Origin of the sequence: Rhizobium sp. G21 (genome assembly GCF_014158035.1) — a bacterium.
Classification (GTDB): Bacteria; Pseudomonadota; Alphaproteobacteria; order Rhizobiales; family Rhizobiaceae; genus Rhizobium_E.
This window is the reverse complement of record NZ_JACFXW010000001.1, coordinates 4080451-4101619: the sequence shown is the minus strand read 5'-3', so window position 1 is coordinate 4101619 and position 21169 is coordinate 4080451. Positions and strand designations below refer to the sequence as shown.

Annotated in this window: 19 protein-coding genes, 2 tRNA genes and 4 pseudogenes; 14 read left to right on the top strand and 11 right to left on the bottom strand. The window is 63.6% G+C overall.

Going from position 1 to position 21169, the window contains the following annotated elements:
* The first annotated feature begins 1 nt into the window (after position 1).
* The 3 genes from H2O14_RS27810 (at position 2) to H2O14_RS20335 (ending at position 2279) form a co-directional block, all read left to right on the top strand.
* Positions 2-1261, top strand: a complete 1260-nt coding sequence (locus tag H2O14_RS27810) for an iron ABC transporter permease (protein WP_312858634.1) — start codon at positions 2-4, stop codon at positions 1259-1261.
* A gap of 80 nt (positions 1262-1341) precedes the next feature.
* Complete coding sequence (locus H2O14_RS20340; RefSeq protein WP_182829082.1) at positions 1342-1641, top strand: hypothetical protein; 300 nt, start codon at positions 1342-1344, stop codon at positions 1639-1641.
* Positions 1638-2279, top strand: a complete 642-nt coding sequence (locus tag H2O14_RS20335) for a YdcF family protein (protein WP_182829081.1) — start codon at positions 1638-1640, stop codon at positions 2277-2279. The genes H2O14_RS20340 and H2O14_RS20335 overlap by 4 nt, the downstream gene beginning before the upstream one ends.
* A 34-nt stretch (positions 2280-2313) precedes the next feature.
* On the opposite strand, the gene H2O14_RS20330 is transcribed toward H2O14_RS20335, so the two are convergent.
* Together H2O14_RS20330 and H2O14_RS20325 are read right to left on the bottom strand one after the other, a co-directional pair.
* On the bottom strand, positions 2314-3567 hold the full coding sequence (locus H2O14_RS20330) for an adenylate/guanylate cyclase domain-containing protein (RefSeq protein ID WP_182829080.1): 1254 nt from the start codon (positions 3565-3567) through the stop codon (positions 2314-2316).
* A gap of 278 nt (positions 3568-3845) precedes the next feature.
* Positions 3846-4217, bottom strand: a complete 372-nt coding sequence (locus H2O14_RS20325) for a DUF4189 domain-containing protein (RefSeq protein WP_182829079.1) — start codon at positions 4215-4217, stop codon at positions 3846-3848.
* Positions 4218-4417: 200 nt separating this feature from the next.
* On the opposite strand from H2O14_RS20325, the pseudogene H2O14_RS20320 reads away from it, so the two are divergent.
* The 6 genes and pseudogenes from H2O14_RS20320 to H2O14_RS20295 all read left to right on the top strand — a co-directional run bounded on the left by H2O14_RS20320 (position 4418) and on the right by H2O14_RS20295 (position 9936).
* Positions 4418-5523, top strand: a pseudogene (locus H2O14_RS20320) (endonuclease/exonuclease/phosphatase family protein).
* A complete protein-coding gene (locus H2O14_RS20315; protein ID WP_312858633.1) occupies positions 5520-6359 on the top strand; it encodes an NUDIX hydrolase in 840 nt (279 codons plus the stop codon). The pseudogene H2O14_RS20320 and the gene H2O14_RS20315 overlap by 4 nt, the downstream one beginning before the upstream one ends.
* A complete protein-coding gene (locus H2O14_RS20310) occupies positions 6262-7158 on the top strand; it encodes a PhzF family phenazine biosynthesis protein (protein WP_182829078.1) in 897 nt (298 codons plus the stop codon). Before H2O14_RS20315 ends, H2O14_RS20310 begins: the two co-directional genes overlap by 98 nt.
* A 128-nt stretch (positions 7159-7286) precedes the next feature.
* A tRNA-Lys gene (locus H2O14_RS20305) sits at positions 7287-7362 on the top strand.
* Between the two features lie 331 nt (positions 7363-7693).
* A complete protein-coding gene (locus H2O14_RS20300) occupies positions 7694-9727 on the top strand; it encodes a bifunctional diguanylate cyclase/phosphodiesterase (protein WP_246697465.1) in 2034 nt (677 codons plus the stop codon).
* A gap of 133 nt (positions 9728-9860) precedes the next feature.
* Positions 9861-9936 (top strand) — tRNA-Lys (locus H2O14_RS20295).
* A gap of 93 nt (positions 9937-10029) precedes the next feature.
* On the opposite strand, the gene H2O14_RS20290 is transcribed toward H2O14_RS20295, so the two are convergent.
* A complete protein-coding gene (locus H2O14_RS20290) occupies positions 10030-10695 on the bottom strand; it encodes a DUF2161 domain-containing phosphodiesterase (RefSeq protein ID WP_182829076.1) in 666 nt (221 codons plus the stop codon).
* Between the two features lie 215 nt (positions 10696-10910).
* Positions 10911-12141: pseudogene (locus H2O14_RS20285) on the bottom strand (PLP-dependent aminotransferase family protein).
* A 242-nt stretch (positions 12142-12383) separates the two neighbouring features.
* Here H2O14_RS20285 and H2O14_RS28990 point away from each other — a divergent pair.
* Positions 12384-13571, top strand: coding sequence for a GGDEF domain-containing protein (locus H2O14_RS28990; RefSeq protein ID WP_182829075.1), 1188 nt, complete (start codon positions 12384-12386; stop codon positions 13569-13571).
* A 69-nt stretch (positions 13572-13640) separates the two neighbouring features.
* Here the strand turns inward: H2O14_RS28990 and ilvC are convergent.
* The 5 genes and pseudogenes from ilvC to H2O14_RS20260 form a co-directional block, all read right to left on the bottom strand.
* Positions 13641-14660 (bottom strand): annotated as a pseudogene (gene ilvC, locus H2O14_RS20275) (ketol-acid reductoisomerase).
* A 45-nt stretch (positions 14661-14705) separates the two neighbouring features.
* A pseudogene (locus tag H2O14_RS20270) lies at positions 14706-15352 on the bottom strand (TetR/AcrR family transcriptional regulator C-terminal domain-containing protein).
* Between the two features lie 252 nt (positions 15353-15604).
* Positions 15605-15760, bottom strand: a complete 156-nt coding sequence (locus H2O14_RS27800; protein WP_246697464.1) for a hypothetical protein — start codon at positions 15758-15760, stop codon at positions 15605-15607.
* A 26-nt stretch (positions 15761-15786) separates the two neighbouring features.
* Positions 15787-15966, bottom strand: a complete 180-nt coding sequence (locus H2O14_RS27795) for a hypothetical protein (protein ID WP_246697463.1) — start codon at positions 15964-15966, stop codon at positions 15787-15789.
* Positions 15963-16328 (bottom strand): DUF1778 domain-containing protein, encoded by a 366-nt coding sequence (locus tag H2O14_RS20260; protein ID WP_246697462.1) that lies wholly within the window; start codon positions 16326-16328, stop codon positions 15963-15965. The genes H2O14_RS27795 and H2O14_RS20260 overlap by 4 nt, the downstream gene beginning before the upstream one ends.
* Positions 16329-16731: 403 nt before the next feature.
* Here H2O14_RS20260 and H2O14_RS20255 point away from each other — a divergent pair, with 403 nt between their 5' ends.
* Positions 16732-17085, top strand: coding sequence for a hypothetical protein (locus H2O14_RS20255; RefSeq protein WP_182829074.1), 354 nt, complete (start codon positions 16732-16734; stop codon positions 17083-17085).
* A gap of 3 nt (positions 17086-17088) precedes the next feature.
* Here the strand turns inward: H2O14_RS20255 and H2O14_RS20250 are convergent, their stop codons facing one another.
* Complete coding sequence (locus H2O14_RS20250; RefSeq protein WP_182829073.1) at positions 17089-17985, bottom strand: LysR family transcriptional regulator; 897 nt, start codon at positions 17983-17985, stop codon at positions 17089-17091.
* A 118-nt stretch (positions 17986-18103) separates the two neighbouring features.
* Between H2O14_RS20250 and H2O14_RS20245 the strand changes: the two genes are divergently transcribed.
* Positions 18104-19102, top strand: a complete 999-nt coding sequence (locus H2O14_RS20245) for an aldo/keto reductase (RefSeq protein ID WP_182829072.1) — start codon at positions 18104-18106, stop codon at positions 19100-19102.
* A 43-nt stretch (positions 19103-19145) separates the two neighbouring features.
* Here H2O14_RS20245 and H2O14_RS20240 read toward each other — a convergent pair whose 3' ends face one another.
* Positions 19146-19610: an Lrp/AsnC family transcriptional regulator gene (locus tag H2O14_RS20240; protein ID WP_182829071.1), complete on the bottom strand. Its 465-nt coding sequence runs from the start codon at positions 19608-19610 to the stop codon at positions 19146-19148.
* 147 nt (positions 19611-19757) lie between these two features.
* Between H2O14_RS20240 and H2O14_RS20235 the strand changes: the two genes are divergently transcribed.
* Positions 19758-20468, top strand: a complete 711-nt coding sequence (locus tag H2O14_RS20235; RefSeq protein WP_182829070.1) for an aspartate/glutamate racemase family protein — start codon at positions 19758-19760, stop codon at positions 20466-20468.
* A gap of 80 nt (positions 20469-20548) precedes the next feature.
* The gene (locus H2O14_RS20230) at positions 20549-21160 is read left to right on the top strand and encodes a TetR/AcrR family transcriptional regulator (protein WP_182829069.1); all 612 of its coding nucleotides are present in this window, start codon (positions 20549-20551) and stop codon (positions 21158-21160) included.
* Positions 21161-21169 lie beyond the last annotated feature (9 nt).

The following is a 21169-nucleotide window of genomic DNA, read 5'->3' as shown; positions in this document are numbered from 1 at the left end:
CGTGACGCTCGCCGCCGTCGCCACCGCAGCCGTCGGCGTGATCGGCTTCATCGGTCTCGTCGCGCCGCTGCTCGCCCGGATCAGCGGCGCGCGGCGGCCGCTGTCGCTGTTCGTCTGGTCGAGCCTGATCGGCGCGGCGCTGCTAACTCTGACCGACGCGGCGCTGGTGGCCATGCTCGGCGATCTCTCGGATTCGCTGCCGACCGGAGCCGTCACCGCCGTCTTCGGCTCGCCGCTGCTGCTCATGCTGTTGCCGCGGCTGAAAACGCGTTTTCGCGCCGGCGCCGCTCCGACGACCTCGCAACGCTCCACCCCGGGCTGGACGCCGGTTCTGGCTATTGTCCTGGCGACCCTGATCATCGTCATCGCCCTGTTCGTCGGCCGCGGCCTCGACGGCGACTTCGAGCTGTCCCTGGGTCAGGCGCTCTACGATGTGATGCCCTATCGCGCGCCCCGCATCTTCGCAGCCATCGGCGCGGGCGCGATGCTCGCGGTCGCGGGCGTCATCCTGCAACGCCTGACCGGCAACGAGATGGCCAGTCCGGAGGTTCTGGGGATCAGCGCCGGTGCGACCATGGGTATGGCGCTGTCGCTGTTGGTGGTGGCCACTCCCGTCCTGACGCTGCAGCTCGGCTTTGCCGGCCTCGGCGCGGGTTGCGTGCTGCTCGGCATCCTCGCCATGGGGCGCAGATCGGGCTTCGCCGCCGAACGGGTGCTGCTGACCGGCGTGGCGATCAGCGCCATGGCGGACGCCCTGTCCGGCGCCCTGAGCGCGATGGGCGATCCGCGCGGCATGGCGCTGATGCGCTGGATGAGCGGCTCGACCTATGCGGTCGACGTTCAGACCGCCGTGGTGTCGCTGGTCGCGATGCTCGCCCTCGTCGCGCTGGCGACCCTGGCGCGACGTTGGCTGCAGATCCTGCCGCTCGGCCCGGCGCCGGCGCAGGCGCTGGGTCTCGCATTACCGAAGATAAGACTGGCGCTCTATGCGCTGGCGGCATTGCTCACCGCCGCCGCGACGCTGACGGTCGGACCGATGAGTTTTATTGGCCTAATGGCGCCGCATCTCGCCCGCGAAGCCGGCCTGCGCCACGCCGGGGCCCAGACGCTCGGTGCGGCCCTGATCGGCGCGGCCCTGATGGCGCTGGCGGATTGGTGCGGCCGCATGCTCGCCTTCCCATATCAGATCCCGGCCGGCCTGGTGTCGGCGATGATCGGCGCGCCGATGCTGGCTCTGCTGATGAACCGCCGACGCGGCTGACGGCGCGGCCTTTCGATTTCGAAAAGGATTTGCCTATAGGGTCGGGCTGTCACAACCGCCCGCGCCATTCAGGAGCCGACATGTTCTTCTTTCTGTCCAAGCTCGTCGACACGCTGATCCTGCCGTCCAACATCATGGTCGCGCTCGGCGCTCTCGCGGCGTTGTTGCTGTTGGTCGGCTGGCGCCGGCTCGGATATGTCGCGGGCGCGCTGGCGCTCGCCATTCCGCTCGCCGCGGGCTTCACCCCGCTCGGCAATCTGCCGGTCGCCGTGCTGGAGGATCGCTTCCCGGTTCCCGACATCACCGAGCCGCCGACCGGCGTGGTGATGCTCGGCGGCGCGGTCGACCTGCATCCCTGTCCGTCACCCGGGGCCAGGTGATTCTCAACGACGCCGCCGAACGGGTGACCGAGACGGCGGCGCTCGCCAATCGCTTCCCGACCATGCGCGTCTTTCTCTCGGGCGGCTGGAGTTCGGACACCGACAAGGGTCGCGTCAGCGAATCCTCCTTCGCGCGCCAGGCGCTGATCGGCATGGGCGTCGCTCCCGAACGGATCGAGATGGAGGAGAATTCCCGCACGACTTTCGAAAACGCCGTCGAGACCAGGAAGGCGATCACGCCGAAGCCCGGCGAGCGGTGGCTGCTGTTGACCTCCGCCTCGCATATGCCGCGTTCGGTGGCGGTGTTTCGCGAACAAGGGCTGGATTTCATCCCCTACCCCGTCGACTACCGCACCCGGGGATTGGCCCACCCGCTCAACCGTCCGCGTTCGACGGCGGTCGGCCTGACCAATCTCGACCTCGCCGCCCATGAATGGATCGGCCTTTTCGGTTACTGGCTGTCGGGGCGGACCAAGACGCTGATGCCCACCCCTGAGCCTTCATCTTCAACCGCGCGCCTGACCGAAGCCGTTGTGTCCTTCGAACACGATGCGGGTCGGTTCGAATGTCGGATGGGTCGTCTGCTCGTGATCGACATCCGAGTCCGTCCCGGTGCGAGATCGCTCGCGGTCCGGTAGAGCGGTGTCGTCGAGAGGATGCCGGATTGTTCGATCAGTCCGAGGAGATCCTTGTCGGTGTTTGCAGCGCATAGACATCCACCGGATGGTTCAGACCCTTCAGCACATGCGGCCCGACGCTGTCGACCTCGTCTTGGCAACCGGCGCGCTCGACGAAATCACCGGAAAGCAGAACGCTTCGGCCGATATCCTTGGTCAGGGTTTCGAGCCGAGACGCGATATTGACCACGGGACCGATGGCGGTGAAATCGAGCCGACGACGCGAGCCGATATTGCCATACATGACGTCGCCGATATGCACGCCGGTCCCGAAGCGGAGATTGGGCAGGCCCCGCTCCTCATGAACCAGGTTCAGCGCCTCCATGCGCCGGCGAGTGTCGCGGATTGCGAGCAGCAGCTTGGCGCAGGCTTCCGGGTCCGACAGCGGAAATATCGCAAGCAGCCCGTCGCCCATGAATTTGAGGATCTCGCCGCCTTGCCGCTCGATCGGCTCGGACAGCGCATCGAAATAGGCGTTGAGCATGTCGATGACGTCGTCGCGCGGCCAGAGATCGGAAAGCGACGTGAAATCGCGAAGATCGCAGATCATGATCGCCGCCTCGATCGTCGCCCCGCTGCCGCGGGTCGAGGCGCCGGCGAGGATCTGCTCGCTGGCGTGCGGGCCGACATAGGTCTCGAGCAGCGTGCGCGCCATGCGATTCTTGACGCGGACCTCGGAGGCCAGAGCGAAGATCGGCAGGATATCGCGGAGCGCGACGATCTCCCAATCCCGGAAACCGCCCGGCCGATCGCTGGAAAAGGTGATGATGTGCTTCTTGTCCAGCGTGTATTCGAGCGGCCAGGCGAGATATTCGGTGAGGCCCTGGCGGTAGAGATCGCCATACAATGGGAAAGGCTCGTCGAGCGCGGGATCGCCGAGGATCTGCCGGACCTCGTTGACGCCGCTATAGAGCAACCGGGCCGGGCTGCGCTGGAATTGCGGCGTCTCTTCGATGCCGTAGTCGAACGTGTCGATTTCCGCCTCGACCATGCCGCGCCGCCACAGAATCCGCGCGCCGAGCCATTGCGGATGATGCACCCTCAGGTGAATGGTCGCGCGACCGATCATCAGGCCGGCGGCGTTCAGGCGCTCACACATGTCGAGAAACAGGTTGTCCAGAAATCTCTCGCTGCGCGTCTCGCCGACCAGCCAGTCCAAAACCGGATTGCGCGCCACGGGCCATACGGGTTCGCCCACGCCGTCATGGTCTGGTCGCGCGGCTCTTTGATCGTCCTGCGCTATCGTCATTCTCTGTATGCCCTCTCGACTGTCCGACCGCCGCCCAAAACCGTTCTACAAACAGCCCCAAAGTCCGGGTCGGCAATCGCTTAGCAGACATAGTTTCCTCGGAGCGGATTGTAAGGCCGCGGATCTGAAAAAAAAACTCGCTGTGGTCGAGACGGTACACCGCCCCGCCGGCGGCGCAAGCCCGATTGCGCGGGAGGGTCGTCATGCGATCGGCGATCGAAATGGAAAGCCCGCCGATCGGAACGGCGGGCGAGAGGTTTCAGGCCGAGATCTTCAGATCAATCGTCGGCGCATTTGGTGACCACGACCGAGCAGCCGCTGTCGTTTTTCTTGCAGACCCGCATGGCCTTGCGCTCGGCTTCGCCCATGTGATCGCCCCAATTGGCGCCCCAGCCGCCATTCGCGCCGGCGGCCAGCGAACCGCAGGCGTTTTTGAAATAGGTTGCGACCTCACAGTCATTGGCGCGGTCGCCGCAATTGCCCAGGGCTTCGCGCTCGGCGGCGCGGCGGGTGCTGAAGCCCGTGCTCCAGCCATAGGATCCCGTGCTGCCGGAATAGGCGATCGCTCCGAAAAGATCGTCAGCCAGCGCTGCGACCGGGCTCGCCATCGCAGCCGAGGCGATGGCGCAAGCGAGAAGAAACTGTTTCATTGCGGAGAACTCCCCTTTGTTTTCCCAAAATTTACGGGCCTTGCCCTACCCGGCCGGCAGTAAATCACGTCGGCCGCGAGACCTTCAATCGACATTTTAGCTGCACCCAAAATAAGTTTACAGCGCAGGCGCCGGGACAAGGCGGTTTGCCTAGCCGTCAGGCCCCGTGCTAGCGTCACGGCGCATCAGCGGAGACAGTGATGGCCGTTCGGATCGGAACATTCAACATCGAAAACCTATTGAATCGCTTCGATTTCACCGGCTTTCGCAATCAGCTCCGCCAGGACCGCGCCCTCAGGCTCTACACGATCGATTCGGAAGCCGACTATCGCCGGCTGGAGGAGGCGCGCATGATCGCCTCCACCGACGACACACGACAGCATTCGGCGCTGGCCATCGCCGACGCGGACGCCGATATTCTCTGCCTGCAGGAGGTCGAAAGCCTCGAGGCGCTGAACGCCTTTGAATACGGCTATCTCTACAAGATGGTCGGCGAAGGCTATCGGCAGAAATATCTGATCAAGGGAAACGACAGCCGCGGCATCGAGGTGGCGGTGATGATGCGCGAACGCACCCGCGACGGCGCGCCGATCGAATTCATCGACATACGCAGCCACGCCGCCGTGACCTTCCGCGATTTCGGCCTCTACGACGAAGCTCTGACCGCGACGGAAAAGCCCGACGACCGAATCTTCCGGCGCGACTGTCTGGAGCTCGACGTCCGGATCGGCGGCAAGCGCCTGACGGTGTTCGTCAGCCATTTCAAGTCCATGACCAGCCCGCGCAACGGAATGGACGGCCGCACGGCCACCATGGCGCTGCGCCGCGCCGAGGCGCGCGCCGTCAGGCGCATCATCGAGACGCGGTTCGGCCAGGGCGTCACCCATCGCAACTTCGTCATTTGCGGCGACATGAACGACTACCAGGAAAAGCTGCTGATCTCCGGCGACCGCCGAACGGGCTTCGCCTTCACTCCGACGGAAGAGCGCGAAAGCGCGCTCGACGTGTTCAGCGGCGACGGCTTCGCTGAGAACGTCGTCAGGCGCCGCGCGCCCGACGATCGCTGGACCCTGTTTCACGCCCGGGGCCTCGAGGAACGGCATCTCTGCCAGCTCGATTACATCTGGCTGTCGCCGTCGCTGTCGGAAGCCAATCCCGCGGCCGCGCCCGATATCGTCAGGTCCGGTCAACCGTTCCGCACCCCTTTCCGCCTGGACAGGAGGTCGAGCGCTATCCCCGCATCGGCTGGGACCGGCCGAAGGCGTCCGATCATTGCCCCGTCGTCATGGAGCTCCATCTGCCGTGAACATCGATCACGATCTCGAAAACGCCGGTTTCCCGCCAGCCGGCCAGGTGTTTCCGCTCGCCGCCCATGCCCTCGTCGTGCATGACGGCGATCATCCCTGGGTTCTGGAAAACCAGGCGGCGATCGAGGAAAACTGGGCGCGCGAAGTCGCAGCCAATCCCGCTTTGTTCAACGGCCGCATGGTCTTCCAGCGCCGCTTGTCCCTGGTCGACGGTCGCATCGAAGGCGAAGCCTATCTGGCGCCCTTCGCCACCTTCCTGCATTGGCGGCGTCTGGCGCGTCCGGCAGGCGGATACCACCTTTTCGCCCTGCCCTTGCCGATCTCGTCGGACGGCGCGCTGATCGCCATACGCATGGGGGCCCACACCGCCAATCCGGGCAGGGTTTATTGCGCGGCGGGCTCCATGGACGAAAACGACGTCGTATCAGGCCGTTGCGATCTCGACTTCAACATGCGCCGGGAGGTGCTGGAGGAAACCGGCTTCGACATCGCGACCGCCCGCGCCGATGCGCAAACCTACGCCGTGCAATCGGACAATACCGTCACCGTATTTCGGCGCTTCTTCTTCGACCTGACCGCGCAGGAGATGCTCGATCGCATCGCCGCCCATGTCGCCGCCGACCCTGAACCGGAAATCGACGGCGCGCTGGCGATCCGCGACTCGGATCGCGCGGCGCACGACTATCCCGCCTTCATGCCCCCCTGCTCACCTGGCTGTTCGACCGGAAAGGATGACCATGTCCCGCGCCTACGCCATCTACGACGTCTTCACCGCCAACGCGCTGAAAGGCAATCCGCTCGCCGTCGTCTTCGACGGCTCGGGCCTTTCCGATGAGTCGATGCAGACCATCGCCGGCGAGTTCAACCTCTCGGAGACCGTCTTCGTGTTGCCGGCGGACAACCCTGCGCATACGGCGCAGCTGCGCATCTTCACTCCCGGCCGCGAACTGCCTTTCGCAGGTCACCCGACGGTGGGCGCGGCCATCGCGCTCGCCGAACGCCAGTCGCCCGGCGCGAGCATCGATCTCGTCTCGATGCTCGAGGAGAAAATCGGCCCCGTGCGCGCCGCCGTCCGCCTCGCAGCGAGCGAGATTTCTTTTGCCGAATTCGACCTGCCACGCCTGTCTGAAGAAATCCCTGCCGAGTTCGACATCCAGGCCGTCGCCGACGCGCTCTGCCTCAGCGCCGGCGATATCGGCTTCGAAAACCACCGCCTGTCGCTGTGGAGCGCCGGCGTGCCCTTCGTCATGGTCCCGGTCTCGGGACTGGCGGCTGCCGCGGCCGTTCGTTTCGATCCGAAACTGTGGACGAAAGCCGTCCCGTCCGGCGCCTGCTATCTCTATTGCCGCGGCGGCGAGGATCACCGCGCCAGCTTCCACGCCCGCATGTTCGCGCCCGACATGGGCATCGTCGAAGACCCTGCGACCGGCGGGGCGGTGGCGGCGATGAGCGGCGCCATCAACCACTTCGACGGCCTCACCGACGGACGCCACGCTCTCTTCATCGAGCAAGGCGTGGAGATGGGCCGGACGTCGCATATCCATCTGCATATCGACACCGAAGCCGGCCGCGTCATCCGCGCCCGCATCGGCGGACAGGCGGTGAAGTTGGCGGCAGGCGAGATTTTCCTGTGATTTTTCAACCCTCCGCGCCGCCGGTTGGAGTACGGGGATTTTTTTCATTTTTGTGACGGACCGGGGTTGCCAAGGCTCGGCAACCCCTTTATACGCCCCGTCAGACGCGCAGCGAGCGCTTCTGGAACGGGTGATTAGCTCAGTTGGTAGAGCAGCTGACTCTTAATCAGCGGGTCGTAGGTTCGAGCCCTACATCACCCACCAGACACTTCCCTCGGCCTTTGTGCACAGACTTTCTGAAAAAACCGGGCTTGGGCCTTTTCTTCTCGCGCGATATGGCGTCTCAATGCTCCCGGCGCGAATATCGGGGCGACGACTCGTCGATTTCATCATCGCGATCAAGCTGCGCACAAGACGCGGAAACAACGATCATCCGAACGCCTCGCCTGTCTCGAGAGACCATGTACCGCGTGATCTGTTTTTTCATTTGTTCACACTTTTCCGATACCTTCTCATAATTATTCATTCAAAGTGACTAATAATGCGAAATTTCAACGAGCCTCGCCAATCGATCGGCCAAGATGATTTCCAGTTCTTGTTTGCAACCCACCCGTCGCCGATGTGGGTCTATGATCCGCAAACGCTGAAGTTCCTGGCTGTCAACGACGCCATGGTCTCGCTTTACGGCTACAGCCGCAGACAACTCGCGGATATGACGGTCCTCGACATCCGCCCCGACCATGAGCGGCAGAGGATGCAATGCGCCGTGACGGCGCGGAGCGATATCGAGCGCAGAGACAGCTGGCTGCACCTCAAGGCCGACGGCGAGACATTCGAAGTGCAGACCTATGGGCGGACCATCCGCTTCGACGGCGCCGATGCCATCCTGGCGATCGTGCAGGACCGCAGCGAATTCAACCTCGCCAAGCGACAGGTCGAGGAAGCTCACATCATTCTCAACGCCATCATCGAAAACATGCCGAACGGCGTGTTCGTGAAGGACATGGATGCGGACGGCGCCTATATCATCTTCAACGCGGTGAGCGCGGCCATCGACGGCAAGGATCCCGCCGATGTGCTGGGTCGCCGCGACAACGACATCTTCTCGGCGGAGACAACGAAAGTCTTTCAGGAATCGGACCGCGTAGCCGCCGCCTCCGGCGAGGCCTATGTCTATGAGGCGCGGCATCGCGTCGCCGACGGTTCCGAGCGGATCATCAAGACCACCAAGAAAATGCTGCGGCTGGGCGCCGACCAGCCGCAGCGCTTCCTGCTCGGCGTCTCCGAGGACGTCACCGAGGCGCGGATGTTCGCCCGGAAACTCGAACGTCTGGCGCTGGAGGATCCCCTGACCGGGCTCGCCAATCGCGCCGCTTTCATGGAAGGGCTGAACGAGGCCATGGCGGCCGGAGGCGTCGTGGCGCTGGCTTTTCTCGATGTCGACAACTTCAAGGACATCAACGACACCGGCGGCCACAGCGCCGGCGACGCGTTGCTGCGCCAGCTCGCCGCCCGGCTGACGAAGACCTTGCCGGACACGCTGGTCGCCCGACTGGGCGGCGACGAATTCGCGCTCATGGCCCGTTTTCCGGACGCCGGCGAAGTAGACGCCTTCGGAGAAAGGGTGCAGGCGGTGTTCAACACGCCGTTCGTTCTCGAAAACGGCGAGGAAATGCTCAGCTGCAGCCTCGGCGTGGCGCTCGCGCCGCATCACGCCGACAGCGATGAGGAGCTGTTGCGACTGGCCGACATCGCCCTCTACGCCGCCAAGGAAGCGGGCCGCGCGACCTTTCGCGTCTATTCGCCGATCATGAGCGCCGCCGCTCAGCGTCGCCGTCAAATGACCGCGGAACTGCGCGAAGCCATCGGGCGCGATGAGCTGGAGTTGCATTATCAGCCGCTCTTTCGACTGGGCGACCGCGGTCTGGCCGGCTTCGAGGCGCTGGTGCGCTGGCGGCATCCTCGTTTCGGCCTGATCGGCCCGGGCCACTTCATCGATCTCGCCGAGACGACCGGGCTCATCGCTCCGCTCGGAGAATGGGTGTTGCGGCGCGCCTGCTCCGTCGCCGCCGGCTGGCCGAAGGAATCGACGATGGCGGTCAACCTATCGCCCCGACAGTTGCAAGGCTCCGACATTCCGAAACTCGTGGAAAACACTCTCGATGAGAGCGGGCTCGAACCACATCGCCTCGACCTCGAGATCACCGAATCCGTGTTCGTGGGCGACGCCGAACACAGTCTCGCACTCTTCAGATCGCTCAAGGCGCTCGGCGTGAAAATCTCGATCGACGATTTCGGCGCCGGCTATTCCTCCCTCGCCTATCTCCGCGACTTCCCGTTCGACAAGATCAAGCTCGACCGCAGCTTCATCGCCGATCTCGATTGCAACAAAGGCTCCCTGTCGATTGCAAAAGCCGTGGTGGCGATCGCGTCCGGCTTTGGCGCCACAACGGTCGCGGAAGGGATCGAGACGGACAGTCAGGCGGCGACGGTGACCAGTCTCGGCTTCGATTTCGGCCAGGGCTACCATCTCGGACGGCCCTTGACGCTGGACGCCGCCCAAACATTGATCATGCGCCACGCGCCGCCGGCGGTGTCTGCTCGAAAGCGTCTCCGGCGCAAAGTCTGAACCGGTCGGCCTGTTTCGGGACGCCTCGCCAATCCTGTTGAAAACTGTGGCGTTTTCCCCGACGCAGGGACTTGCCAACCCCGAAGAAGCCCTTTATACGCCCCCTCAGACGCGCAGCGAGCGCTTCTGGAACGGGTGATTAGCTCAGTTGGTAGAGCAGCTGACTCTTAATCAGCGGGTCGTAGGTTCGAACCCTACATCACCCACCAGATGTCTTCCTTCCGAGGTTTTACGGAAATTTGCATCGATCGATGGTGAGCGGCCTTGCTCGCCGGCATGCTGTGTCGGGTGATGGCCGACTCTCAGGCGCTCGGCGCCTGCGCGCTCCAGCGCGTCAGCGCCTCCTCCCCCGCCGGCGTCAGCGCATAGACGCCGCGTTCCACACGGGCGAACCAGCCATAGACATTGTTCTGGAGGATTTTGCCGACATCGGGGCAATCGGGGCGTATCTCGGCAGGTCGGACGCGTCCGCAGCGGACTGCGGCGGCAACCGCCAGCGCCTGTTGCCGATAGGCGGTCATCTGCGGCGTCCGCGTCGAGCCGCCGAGGATGGGGTCGCCGCGTCGACGGTCGAATTCGCGCATCAGCCGTGATCGGCGTTTGGGGTTGGTGCGCGGCATGGGCGACACGGATTTGACGAGCACCTGCGCTTCGCCGCGATCGTCGACGCCGATCATGCCGAGCCCGAGGCGGCGACAGAGGTCGCGAAAGCGTCGGTCGGTCTCGCGTCCCTTGCCCTTTGCCGACACCCTGGCCGCGATCCACACTTCATCCGCGGCCTGCGCCCGATCGACCGCTTGCAGCACGAGCTCGAGATTGAAGCTCATCTTGAGCTCGCAGACGACGACCACGTCGCCCGCCTCGCCCTGCAGACGCCCGACCATATCACAGCCGCCGACCTCGCCCTTCACCTCGAAGCCCAGGCTTTCGAGGAAACGCTTCACCGGCAGATAAAGGTCTGTTTCCATGTGGGGATCCGGGAAGGAAAACGTGGCGCGGGTGGCGTTCGGAGCAGGAGTGTGACGGCCTGCGCGGTCCTCATCCCTCGCCGGGACTTTGCTCCCCGCGCCTGCGGGAAGAAGGAGCGGCAGCCGGATGACGGGTGGAGCACGCCGTCAGTCTATCTACGAGACGCCGATAGAGCAGGCGCAGGCGCAGCCGCCCTCGGCTGCGCCTGATCCGTTCACGCCGCCAGCGCGGCGCCTTCTGCCGCGATCAACTGGCCCAGCCGCTTGACGCCTTCGTCGATCATCTCGTCGGAGGCGCAGGAGAAGGAGAGGCGAATGGTGTTCTCGCCGGACCCATCGGCGAAGAAGGCTCGACCGGGCACGAAGGCGACGCGCACCGTCTCGATGGCGCGCGCCAGGAGTTTGGCGCCGTCCATGCCTTTGGGCAGCGTCACCCAGACGAACATGCCGCCTTCGGGCTGCGTCCATTCCAGGCCCGCCGGCATATAGGCGTCGAGCGCCGCCAGCATCTTTTCGCGGCGATGGCCATAGGCCTTGCGGATTTTGGCGATCTGTTCGTCGAACAGCCGCTCGGCGACCTTGTGGATGACCATCTGGTTGATGGTCGAGGAATGCAGGTCGGCGGCCTGCTTGATCAGCACCAGCTTGCGCACCACTTCGGAATTGCCGACGAGCCAACCGATGCGCAGGCCCGGAGCCAGCGTCTTGGAGAAGGTGCCGCAATAGAAGGTGCGGGTCTTTTCGATATCGCCGCCATTGCGATCGAGATCCAGCGCCAGGATCGGCGGCACGCTCTCCCCGGCATAGCGCAGCGACTGATAGGCGGCGTCTTCGATCACGGGCACGTCGAGCTTCTCGGCGAGATCGAGCAGCCATTCGCGCTCTGGGCGCGTCATGGTCACGCCGGTGGGATTGTGGAATTCCGGGCACGCAATAGGCGAATTTCACCGCGCCGCCCTTCTCCTTCGCCGCGTCGTGATAGGACGACGGCTCGCGGTTGGAGAGCGGCAATAGCTTGTCGTAATTGGGCTCATAGGCGTTGAAGGCGCCGAGCGCGCCCATATAGGTCGGCCAGGTCACCAGCGCCGTATCGTTCTTCGACAGGAAGAGCTTGCCGAGATAATCGAGCAATTGCTGCGAGCCGGAGGTGATGAAGACGTGATCGGCGGTGCAGGCGATGCCGATTTTCGCCATTTCCTTGACGATCCACTCGCGCAACGGCTTGTAGCCTTCCGACACCGAATATTGCAGCGCCGCGTCGCCCTGGGGGCTGGCGAGCACTTCGGCATAGGCTTCGGCCACTTCGGCCTTCGGAAACAGGTTCACGTCGGGGATGCCGCCGGCGAAGGAGATGATGTCGGGCTGCTCGAGAAGCTTGAGCAATTCGCGAATTTCAGACGCCTTCATGCGGCTCGCGCGCGTGGCGAAGACCTGTTGCCAATCCATGGATTCGTTTCCTCTCCGATATTATGCCGCCAGAAGATCACGGCAGAGGCAATAAGTCAACAATGCTGACCTATTTATAGCGCGCCGCGTCGAGCGTGAATGCAACGGCGTCACACGGGCATGAATTTGTAATTTCAGTATTTCTACAACAGCGCTCCCATAACTTGTCGCGTAACGATACAGGTTTTTTTATAGAAGATAAAATATACAGCGGCGGCTAGGCATCTGTACTCGAGGACGACGTGCGCCAGTTCCGCCATCTCACCCATATCATGATCGGACTTGATCTCGGCCGCCCGGAAACCCATTGGCGCCAGCTCGGCGAACTCTATCGCATCACACCGCATCTTCTGGCCGCCCTCGCCATCGGGCTGGCCGCGCTGCATCCCTGGCTGGATGGGCAAACCGGCGCCGTGTCTTTCTCCGCTGGCCTGATCGCGTTCCAGATCGTCATGCGCATCGCCGGCCAAGCTGCTTTCCGACGACGCAGCGACCAGTCGCTGAAAAAATGGACCCGCATATTCGCAGCGATCTCGGTTGCGTCGGGAGCGTGCTGGGGACTGTCTTTGGCGGCGCTCTATTCGGGCGGAAACGGCGACAGCCAGTTGATCGTCCTTGCGGTCGGTTGCGGCATCATCCAATCCTCGGCGGCCCGCGCCTTCATGTCGCCCGCGCCGATGCTGATCAACATCGCGCTTCTGATGAGCACCGTGTCGATCGCGGCGGCCCTCGAAGGCCAGTGGATGATGGCGTTGATATGCCTTGTTTATTTTCTGTTTCAACTCACCTATCTCGCCCGTCTCAGCGATCTCTATCTCGGCGAAATCTTGGCCGAATACGAGCGCGAAACCGCGCTGCAGCAGCTGGCCGACGCCAACAGAAAATTGAAACAGGCCAATGAGCAGCTTGCGCGCCACGCCTTGACCGACGGGCTGACCGGAATCGCCAATCGCCGCAGCTTCGATGCGGCGCTGAATGCGGCTTTCGCCTCGGACACCCAGGCGCCGCTGTCGCTGATCCTGCTCGACATCGATCACTTCAAGGCGTTCAACGACAGCCACGGCCATCAGGTCGGCGACGACTGTCTGAGGTTGGTGGGGAGCGTCATCGCCGAGGTCTTGGACGGCAGCGACTTCCATGCCGCGCGCTATGGCGGCGAGGAATTCGCCCTCATCCTGCCCGGCGCCGACGCCTTCGAAGCCGCGCGCCTGGCGGAAAGGCTTCGCCGCGCCATCGCGGCGGCGGAGTTGGGCGATCTCGCCGACGCTGCGCCGTCCATTTCCGCAAGCTTCGGCGCCGCCACCCGCACCCGCGCCGATACCAGCCCCGCAGACCTCGTCGCCCGCGCCGACCGCGCGCTCTACCGCGCCAAGCAGAAGGGCCGCAACCGCGTGGCGGTCGACGGCGACGGGGATATCGCCACCGCTTGAAGGCCGATCACGAAAAAACCGGGGTCGCCCCCGGTTTCTCAATCTCAAATCCTGAAAAGCGCAACGCGATCAGTTGCGGGCCTTGTCGACCAGCTTGTTCTTGCCGATCCAGGGCATCATGCCGCGCAGCTTGGCGCCGACTTCCTCGATCTGGTGATTGTCGTTCATGCGGCGGATGCCCTTGAAGCGGGCGGCGCCGGCGCGATATTCCTGCATCCAGGCGGAGGTGAATTTGCCGGTCTGGATGTCGTGCAGCACGCGCTTCATCTCAGCCTTGGTTTCGGCGGTGATGATGCGCGGACCGGTGACATATTCGCCCCACTCGGCCGTGTTGGAGATCGAGTAGTTCATGTTGGCGATGCCGCCTTCATAGATCAGGTCGACGATCAGCTTCACTTCGTGCAGGCATTCGAAATAGGCCATTTCCGGCGCGTAACCGGCTTCCACCAGCGTCTCGAAGCCGGCGCGGATGAGCTCGACCAGACCGCCGCAGAGAACGACCTGCTCGCCGAACAGGTCGGTTTCGCATTCTTCCTTGAAGGTGGTTTTCGATGATGCCCGAACGGCCGCCGCCGACGCCGCAGGCGTAGGAAAGAGCCAGCTCGAGGGCGTTGCCCGAAGCGTTCTGATGAATTGCGACGAGGCAGGGAACGCCGCCGCCCTTCTGATATTCGCCGCGCACGGTGTGGCCGGGACCCTTCGGCGCGATCATGACGACGTCGACCGAAGCCTTGGTCTCAATGAGGCCGAAATGGATGTTGAGGCCGTGGGCGAAAGCGATGGCCGCGCCGTCGCGGATGTTGCCGGCGATTTCGTCGCGATAGATGTCGGCCTGGAGTTCGTCCGGGGTGGCCATCATCATCAGGTCGGCCCAGGCGGCGGCTTCGGCGACGGTCATGACTTTGAAGCCGTCGGCTTCGGCCTTGGCGGCAGTCTTGGAGCCGGCCTTCAGCGCGATGGCGACATTGCCGGCGCCCGAATCCTGAGGTTCAGCGCATGGGCGCGACCCTGCGAACCGTAGCCGATGATGGCGACGTTCTTGGACTTGATGAGATTGAGATCGGCATCACGATCGTAATAGACGCGCATGTTGAATGTCCTTCCCTTAGCTGTCTGTCTTTGAATTCGGCGGTCTTAGCCCGCCATCCCCTTATCGGTTCCGTAGAGCCGAAGGAAGGCGGCAACCGCCCTCTTCGCCCGCGAACCAAACTCTTTTTCGCCGCCGACATGTCTTCGCCGAGCAGCAGCCGGACATGCCAGTCCTTGACGATCAATCCGTACAAAACCTCATAGGCTTCCGTGACGTCGTCAAACTCGATCAGGCGCGCCCTCTTGGCGGCGATCAGCAGGGTCGCGGCACGGCGGCCGATCTGTTTACGCCCGCGCTCCAGCAACATTTCGCCGAGCTGCGAGCCGTCGCGGCTGGCCTGACCGATGGCGAGCCGATTGAGCGCCAGGGACACGTCGCCCGAGAGCACGTCGAGCAGCGCGATGGCGAAATCGTCGAGCATCTTTTCCAGGCTGTCGCGGGTCAGCGCGCCGGCATTGGCCTCGCCCGTCTTCACCTTGGAGGCCTGATAGGCGATCATGGCCTCCATCAGCCCGTCGCGATCGCCGAACCACTTGTAGAGGCTTTCCTTGGAGCAATTGGCGGCGCGCGCCACCCCCGCCGTGGTCAACGCTTTTTCGCCGCCCGAAACGAGCAGACGCAGCGCCTCTTCCAGCACGGCGTTCTGCCGTGGCGAAAACTGGTCCGGATTGGTCTCTGCCGTGGTCAACATCGCTCCACCTCAATGTTGCAGTGCGGTACCGTACGGTACGGTTCGTGGTGTTTATGCAGGGGATCGGACGGGAGGTCAAGGGGCTGCGTCGGGATTTTCGGCGACGCCTATTCAAAAAGGGTCCGCACATCAGCGACAGACCGGAACAACAGGGACGGATCGTGTTTCGACGCGATGAACCCGTTGGATTCCCAGTAGTGCTCGGCGTCGCGATCAATGGCGCGTACAAGAATGGCGCGACCGCCGATGGCGTCAGCACCACCGGCGAGCGATTGCCCGTTTCAACGCGTCGCCCAACATCATGCCGCCGAGCCCTTTGCCTGAATAGCGGCGGTCGACGGCGAATTGCCCGAGCAGAATGGCCGGAATGGGGTCAGGATGCCGTCCGGTGCGGACCGAACGCGGCATGGCGCGCGCGGAGATCGATGTCGGCGCTAGGCCGTAAAGGCGATCACGCGCCCTGCCTCCGCCATGACGATGACCCGTGAGAATCCTTTGCTCTGCTTCGACAGCGCATGCGTCGCCAGCCACTCGTTGAGCGCATGCTTTCCGCAGTCGAAGTGGGCGCAGGTATGGTCCGGACGCAGGAGTTCCGGCCCTCGGATCAAGCTCAACGGGAAGCGTCCTTCGGACCATTCGCAAAGCTGCGCGCGATCCTCTCTCTTGCTTTGTCCGGCATTGGAGCGGGAGCGCCCTCAATCGCCTCGACGAAGTGGTCAAACCCGTCGGGCGACATGCGGATGAGGCTTTCGTTCAGCACCGCCAGTTGCGCCTCCTGCAGCGCGGCGCGGCGCATGAATTCGGTTCGGGAGAGGCCGTTTAAAGCCGCGCCGCGATCGATCACTTCGAGATCGTCCTCGCGTAGACGCATGGAAACGCCGATATCCCGCTTCATTCCGGCCTCCGTCAGATCCATTACCTTGTATTGCAACTCTATATACACTGGATATGAGATGGAGAAAAGCGCCGGCGCCAACCCAAATATCTTCAGCGCCCGCCTTGCCCGCGCGCGCTATCCTGCGCCTGATCCCCAAATCGGAGCACCGTCATGCGAACATAACTGTCTCTCTTGATTGCCCTCCTCACCGCAGTGAACGGGCCCGCGCACGCCGAGGAACGTACTGCCGCCGGCCTGTTCGAGCAGCGCTACTGCGAGGTCCTGACGCGCCCGTCTCAAGCTGCATGTCACAGTCTACAACACGCTCGGCTACAACACCTGCCACAAGGCCGCCTGGGCCAAGCTGGACGCCAAGACGCTCGCCAGGGAGCTGGATGCCGACGCTGTCGAGCTCAATGGCCTGCGCCACTGGCTGATTGACGGCATTATCGGCAAGGGAGAGACCGCGGCCGGCGAACCCCGGTCCTTCGGCGGGATCGACATGGCGGCGCGCGCCGAGATCACCATCACCTTGCTGGGCGCGACGATCGGCAAGTCCTTTTATCAGCCAACGGATGTCATGCGGGAGACGGTCTGGCTGTTTGCCGCCGGCAAACCGGTCTTCGAACTGATCGATCCCAAGGGCCAAGTCTATATGATGCAATCCTATGCGCAGATCGTCGATCCCGCGCTTACGCTCGCCGACCTTCCCGGTCTCCGCGAGCGACTGAAGCTGCCGAAAGGTTGGACCTATTCCACACGCGTTCTGGCCGAGGATTATAAACTTGAGGCCAAGGGCGTGGCGCATGTGCTGCAGGACGAGTTGCAGAACACTTATCAGCGCCGCACGCCCTGAGAATCAGCCCGGCCAGCGCCGAATGAAATCCACGAACGCCCGAAGCGGCGACGGCATATGCCGTCGGCTGGGATAGTAGAGATAGGGTCCGGAAAAAGGCTGCTGCCAATCCCTGAGCACCTCCACGAGCGCGCCTGTGGCGACATGAGCGCGACCGACCTCCTCGAAGGTCGCGAGCACGCCGAGACCGCCGAGCGCCGCCGCGAGTTCGATATCGATGATGTTGGCGACCAGCGGTCCATCGGGGGCGACGCGGATGACGTCGCCGTCCTTCTCGAATTCCATCGCCGACATTCTGCCGCTGTCGAAGCGATGGCGGATGAAGGCGTGCTTGAGCAGGTCGTGCGGATGCCGCGGCGTTCCATGTCGGGCGAGATAGTCCGGCGAGGCCACGGCGGCGAAACGTTGTGTCCGCGGGCCGATCGGGACGGCGATCATGTCCTGTTCCAGGCTCTCGTCATAGCGGATGCCCGCGTCGAAGCCTTGGGCGAAAACGTCGACGAAAGTGTCGCTGGCCTGCACTTCGAGGGTGACGGCCGGATATTCCCTGAGAAAGGCGATCGCGATCGGCGGCAGGATCTGTCGGGCCACGAAAGACGGCACGTTCAACCTCAGACGACCCGCAGGGCGGTCCGATGTTTCCGCCACCCGTTCGAGCGCCGTGGAGATCTCCGAGATCAGCGGCCGCACCTTTTCCAGAAGCCGCTCACCCTCTTCGGTCGGCGTTACGCTGCGGGTGGTGCGGTTGAGCAGGCGAGCGCCGAGTTTCGCCTCCAGCCGTCGCACCGCTTCGCTGAGCGCGGAGGCCGAGACACCGCGCAATGATGCCGCTCGTCTGAAGTTGCGGGATTCTGCGACGGCGGCGAAGGCTTCGAGGTCGGCGAGCGGCAATTGGCTCATTGTACGATTTTCCGCACGGGGTGTTTCATCTCATCCGGATTATCGCACAACCGAGAGCGCGGTAAAAGACCCTTATTCCCGGAACCGCAGGGCGGGACGAATGCAAAGGAGACGGAACATGAAGACCACCACACTCGGAAAAACCGGCCCCCAGACCTCGGTCGTCGGCCTCGGCTGCATGGGCATGTCGGGCATGTATGGACCGGCCGACCGCGCTGAATCCATCGCCACGCTGCATGCGGCGCTGGATGCAGGCGTCACGCTGCTCGACACCGGCGACTTTTACGGCATGGGCCACAACGAAATGCTGCTCGGCGAAGGACTGGCGAACGTCCCGCGCGACAACTATCTGCTCAGCGTCAAATTCGGCGCGATGCGCGCGCCGAACGGCGCCTGGCTCGGTTACGACGCCCGCCCCAAGGCGGTGAAATCGGCGCTGGCCTATACGCTTCAGCGGCTGCGCGTCGATTATATCGACATCTACCGCCCGTCGCGGCTCGACCCGGATGTGCCGATCGAAGACACGATCGGCGCGATCGCCGACATGGTCAAGGAAGGCTATGTCCGCCATATCGGCCTGTCGGAAGTCGGCTCTGATACGATCCGCCGCGCCGCCAGCGTCCATCCGATTTCGGATCTGCAGATCGAATATTCGCTGATGTCGCGCGGTATCGAGGCCGATATCCTGCCGACGACGCGTGAACTGGGCGTTTCGGTTACCGCCTATGGCGTGCTGTCGCGCGGCCTGCTCAGCGCCGCCTTCAACGCCAGCGCCATCCCCGCAAACGACTTCCGCGCCCACAGCCCGCGTTTCCAGGGTGAAAACGCCGAGCGCAACACGGCCTTGGCCAAAGCCCTTCAGGAGGTGGCGGCGGAGCGCGGCATGACCGCCGCGCAAGCCGCCATCGCGTGGGTCGTCGCCCAGGGCGAAGACATCGTGCCGCTGATCGGCGCCCGCAAGCGTACGCAATTGTCGGAATCCCTCGGAGCGCTGAATAAGACGCTCACGGCCGAGGATATCGCCCATATCGAGGCCGCCGTGCCGGCCGACGCCGTGGCCGGCACACGCTACGCCGAACAGATGATGGCCCATCTCGACAGCGAAAAGCGCGCCTGACGGCGCGACGCCCCGCCATGGCCCGGCGCGAGCCGGGACATGGCTAGACCGCATGCGTCACCGGCAGCGCGCCGCCCTGTTTCAGCGCCTCCATCGAGATCGAGGCGGACATGTCGAACAGCTCCACCTGGCGGATGATCTGCTTGTAGATCACATCGTAATATTCGACCGACGGCAGAGCGATCTTGAGGATATAGTCGTAGTTGCCCGTCAGCCGATGCGCCTCGACGATCTCGGGAATACGGGCGATGGCCTTATGAAAGGCCTCGACCCAATCGTCGGAATGCCGTGAAGTCTTGATCAGCGCAAAGACCGTGGTCGGCAGGCCGATCTTGTTGGGATCGAGCGCCGCCCGTCGTGCGATGATATAGCCCTCCGCCTCCAGTCTTTGTATCCGTCGCGAACAGGCCGACACCGACAGCGCCACGCGCTCGGCGAGTTCCGCCACCGGCAGTCCGGCATCCGATTGCATCAGATCCAGAAGTTTGCGATCTCGATCGTCGAGCATATCCGTATCGCGCCTCGTTTCGCGCGCCTTGAAGCCAAATGATGCAATTTTTCAGCGCCAAGATAGATGAGGTCGACCCAATTCGCAAACATCCGCCGCGATCGACGCGCTAGATTTCATGTCGGAACGAGTCATAGGGGACACGAGATGAAAACAATCGGCCTGATCGGCGGCATGAGTTGGGAAAGCACCGCGGTCTATTACGCCAATCTCAACCGTTTGGCGCGCGCCGCCTATGGCGGCCTCGCCTCCGCCGAAATTCTGCTGCGATCGGTGAATTTCGACGAGATCGTCGCGCTGCAGAAAGCCGGTCGGTGGGACAAGGCCGCCGCGGTGCTGTCGGACGCCGCCGCGAAGCTGCAATTGGCCGGAGCCGATTGCGTGCTGATCTGCACCAACACCATGCATAAAGTGGCCGACGAGGTCGAGGCGGCGGTCTCGGTCCCCCTGCTCCACATCATCGACGAGACGGCGCTGGCGCTCAAGGCGGCGGGCAAACGCAAGCCGCTGCTGCTCGCCACCCGATACACGATGGAGGACGGCTTCTATCACCGCCGTTTCGCACAGCATGGGCTGGACTTGGCGACGCCTGACGAGTCCGGCCGCGCCCGCACCCACGCGATCATTTTCGAAGAGCTGTGCGCCGGCCATGTCTTGGACGACTCCCGCACCGACCTCACCGGCCTGATCGAAGCCGCGAAGGATCAGGGTTGCGACAGCGTGATTCTCGGCTGCACCGAAATCTGCCTGAGCCTCGACCCCGAGAAGACGCCGCTGCCGGGCTTCGATTCCACTGCGATCCATTGCGACGCGGCGGCCCGTTTCGCCTTTCCGAAGCAAATGCGCCTCAGCGCCTGACGATGGACGAAAAAAACGCTTGATTTGGAAATGATCATTCCCTATTAAATGGGAAACGATCATTTCCGAAAGGCGCGATCATGTCCGATACTCTGGACCTGCAGAAAGGCCGCGGTCGCCCGCGCGAATTCGACACCGAAGCGGCGCTCGACGCCGCCATGGCGTTGTTTATCGAACGGGGATATGCGGCGGCCGCGATCAGCGATCTAGGCGAAGCCATGGGCCTGACAGCCGGCAGCATCTACAAAGCCTTCGGCGACAAGCGCGGCGTTTTCGCCGCCGCGCTCGACCGCTACACCTCCACCCGTGATGTCCGCATCGCCGACCATCTCACTGAGGCCGCCACTGGCCGAGAACGATTGAGGCGGCTGATCGACTATTACGCCGGAAATTCCCATGGCGAGTCCGGTCGTCGCGGTTGCCTGGTCATCGGGTCGGCGCGCGATCTCGCGCTTTTCGATCCCGATCTGCAGGCCCGCATCGAAAACGCCGTCTCTGTCCGCGAGAGCCTGATCCTCGACGTGATCCGCGACGGCCAGTCCGACGGCTCGATTCCCGTGCATGTCGATGCCGAGGCGACCGCCAAGGCGATGCTCTGCCTGCTCTACGGCATGCGCGTCATCGGCAAGACCGGACGCAGCGAGGCGGAGATGCAGGCCATCGCCGCCACCGCCATGAAACTTCTCGATTAACCGTCCTCC

Excerpts from the sequence above, each read along its gene's own strand:
- H2O14_RS20290 (WP_182829076.1), bottom strand. The coding sequence starts at position 10,695 with ATGGAAACAGACCTTTATCTGCCGGTGAAGCGTTTCCTCGAAAGCCTG.
- H2O14_RS20235 (WP_182829070.1), top strand. The coding sequence starts at position 19,758 with ATGAAAACAATCGGCCTGATCGGCGGCATGAGTTGGGAAAGCACCGCG.
- H2O14_RS20250 (WP_182829073.1), bottom strand. The coding sequence starts at position 17,985 with ATGAGCCAATTGCCGCTCGCCGACCTCGAAGCCTTCGCCGCCGTCGCA.
- H2O14_RS20310 (WP_182829078.1), top strand. The coding sequence starts at position 6,262 with ATGTCCCGCGCCTACGCCATCTACGACGTCTTCACCGCCAACGCGCTG.
- H2O14_RS20230 (WP_182829069.1), top strand. The coding sequence starts at position 20,549 with ATGTCCGATACTCTGGACCTGCAGAAAGGCCGCGGTCGCCCGCGCGAA.
- H2O14_RS20330 (WP_182829080.1), bottom strand. The coding sequence starts at position 3,567 with ATGACGATAGCGCAGGACGATCAAAGAGCCGCGCGACCAGACCATGAC.
- H2O14_RS27800 (WP_246697464.1), bottom strand. The coding sequence starts at position 15,760 with ATGCCGCGTTCGGTCCGCACCGGACGGCATCCTGACCCCATTCCGGCC.
- H2O14_RS20325 (WP_182829079.1), bottom strand. The coding sequence starts at position 4,217 with ATGAAACAGTTTCTTCTCGCTTGCGCCATCGCCTCGGCTGCGATGGCG.
- H2O14_RS20240 (WP_182829071.1), bottom strand. The coding sequence starts at position 19,610 with ATGCTCGACGATCGAGATCGCAAACTTCTGGATCTGATGCAATCGGAT.
- H2O14_RS20340 (WP_182829082.1), top strand. The coding sequence starts at position 1,342 with ATGTTCTTCTTTCTGTCCAAGCTCGTCGACACGCTGATCCTGCCGTCC.
- H2O14_RS20245 (WP_182829072.1), top strand. The coding sequence starts at position 18,104 with ATGAAGACCACCACACTCGGAAAAACCGGCCCCCAGACCTCGGTCGTC.
- H2O14_RS20255 (WP_182829074.1), top strand. The coding sequence starts at position 16,732 with ATGGCGGCGCGCGCCGAGATCACCATCACCTTGCTGGGCGCGACGATC.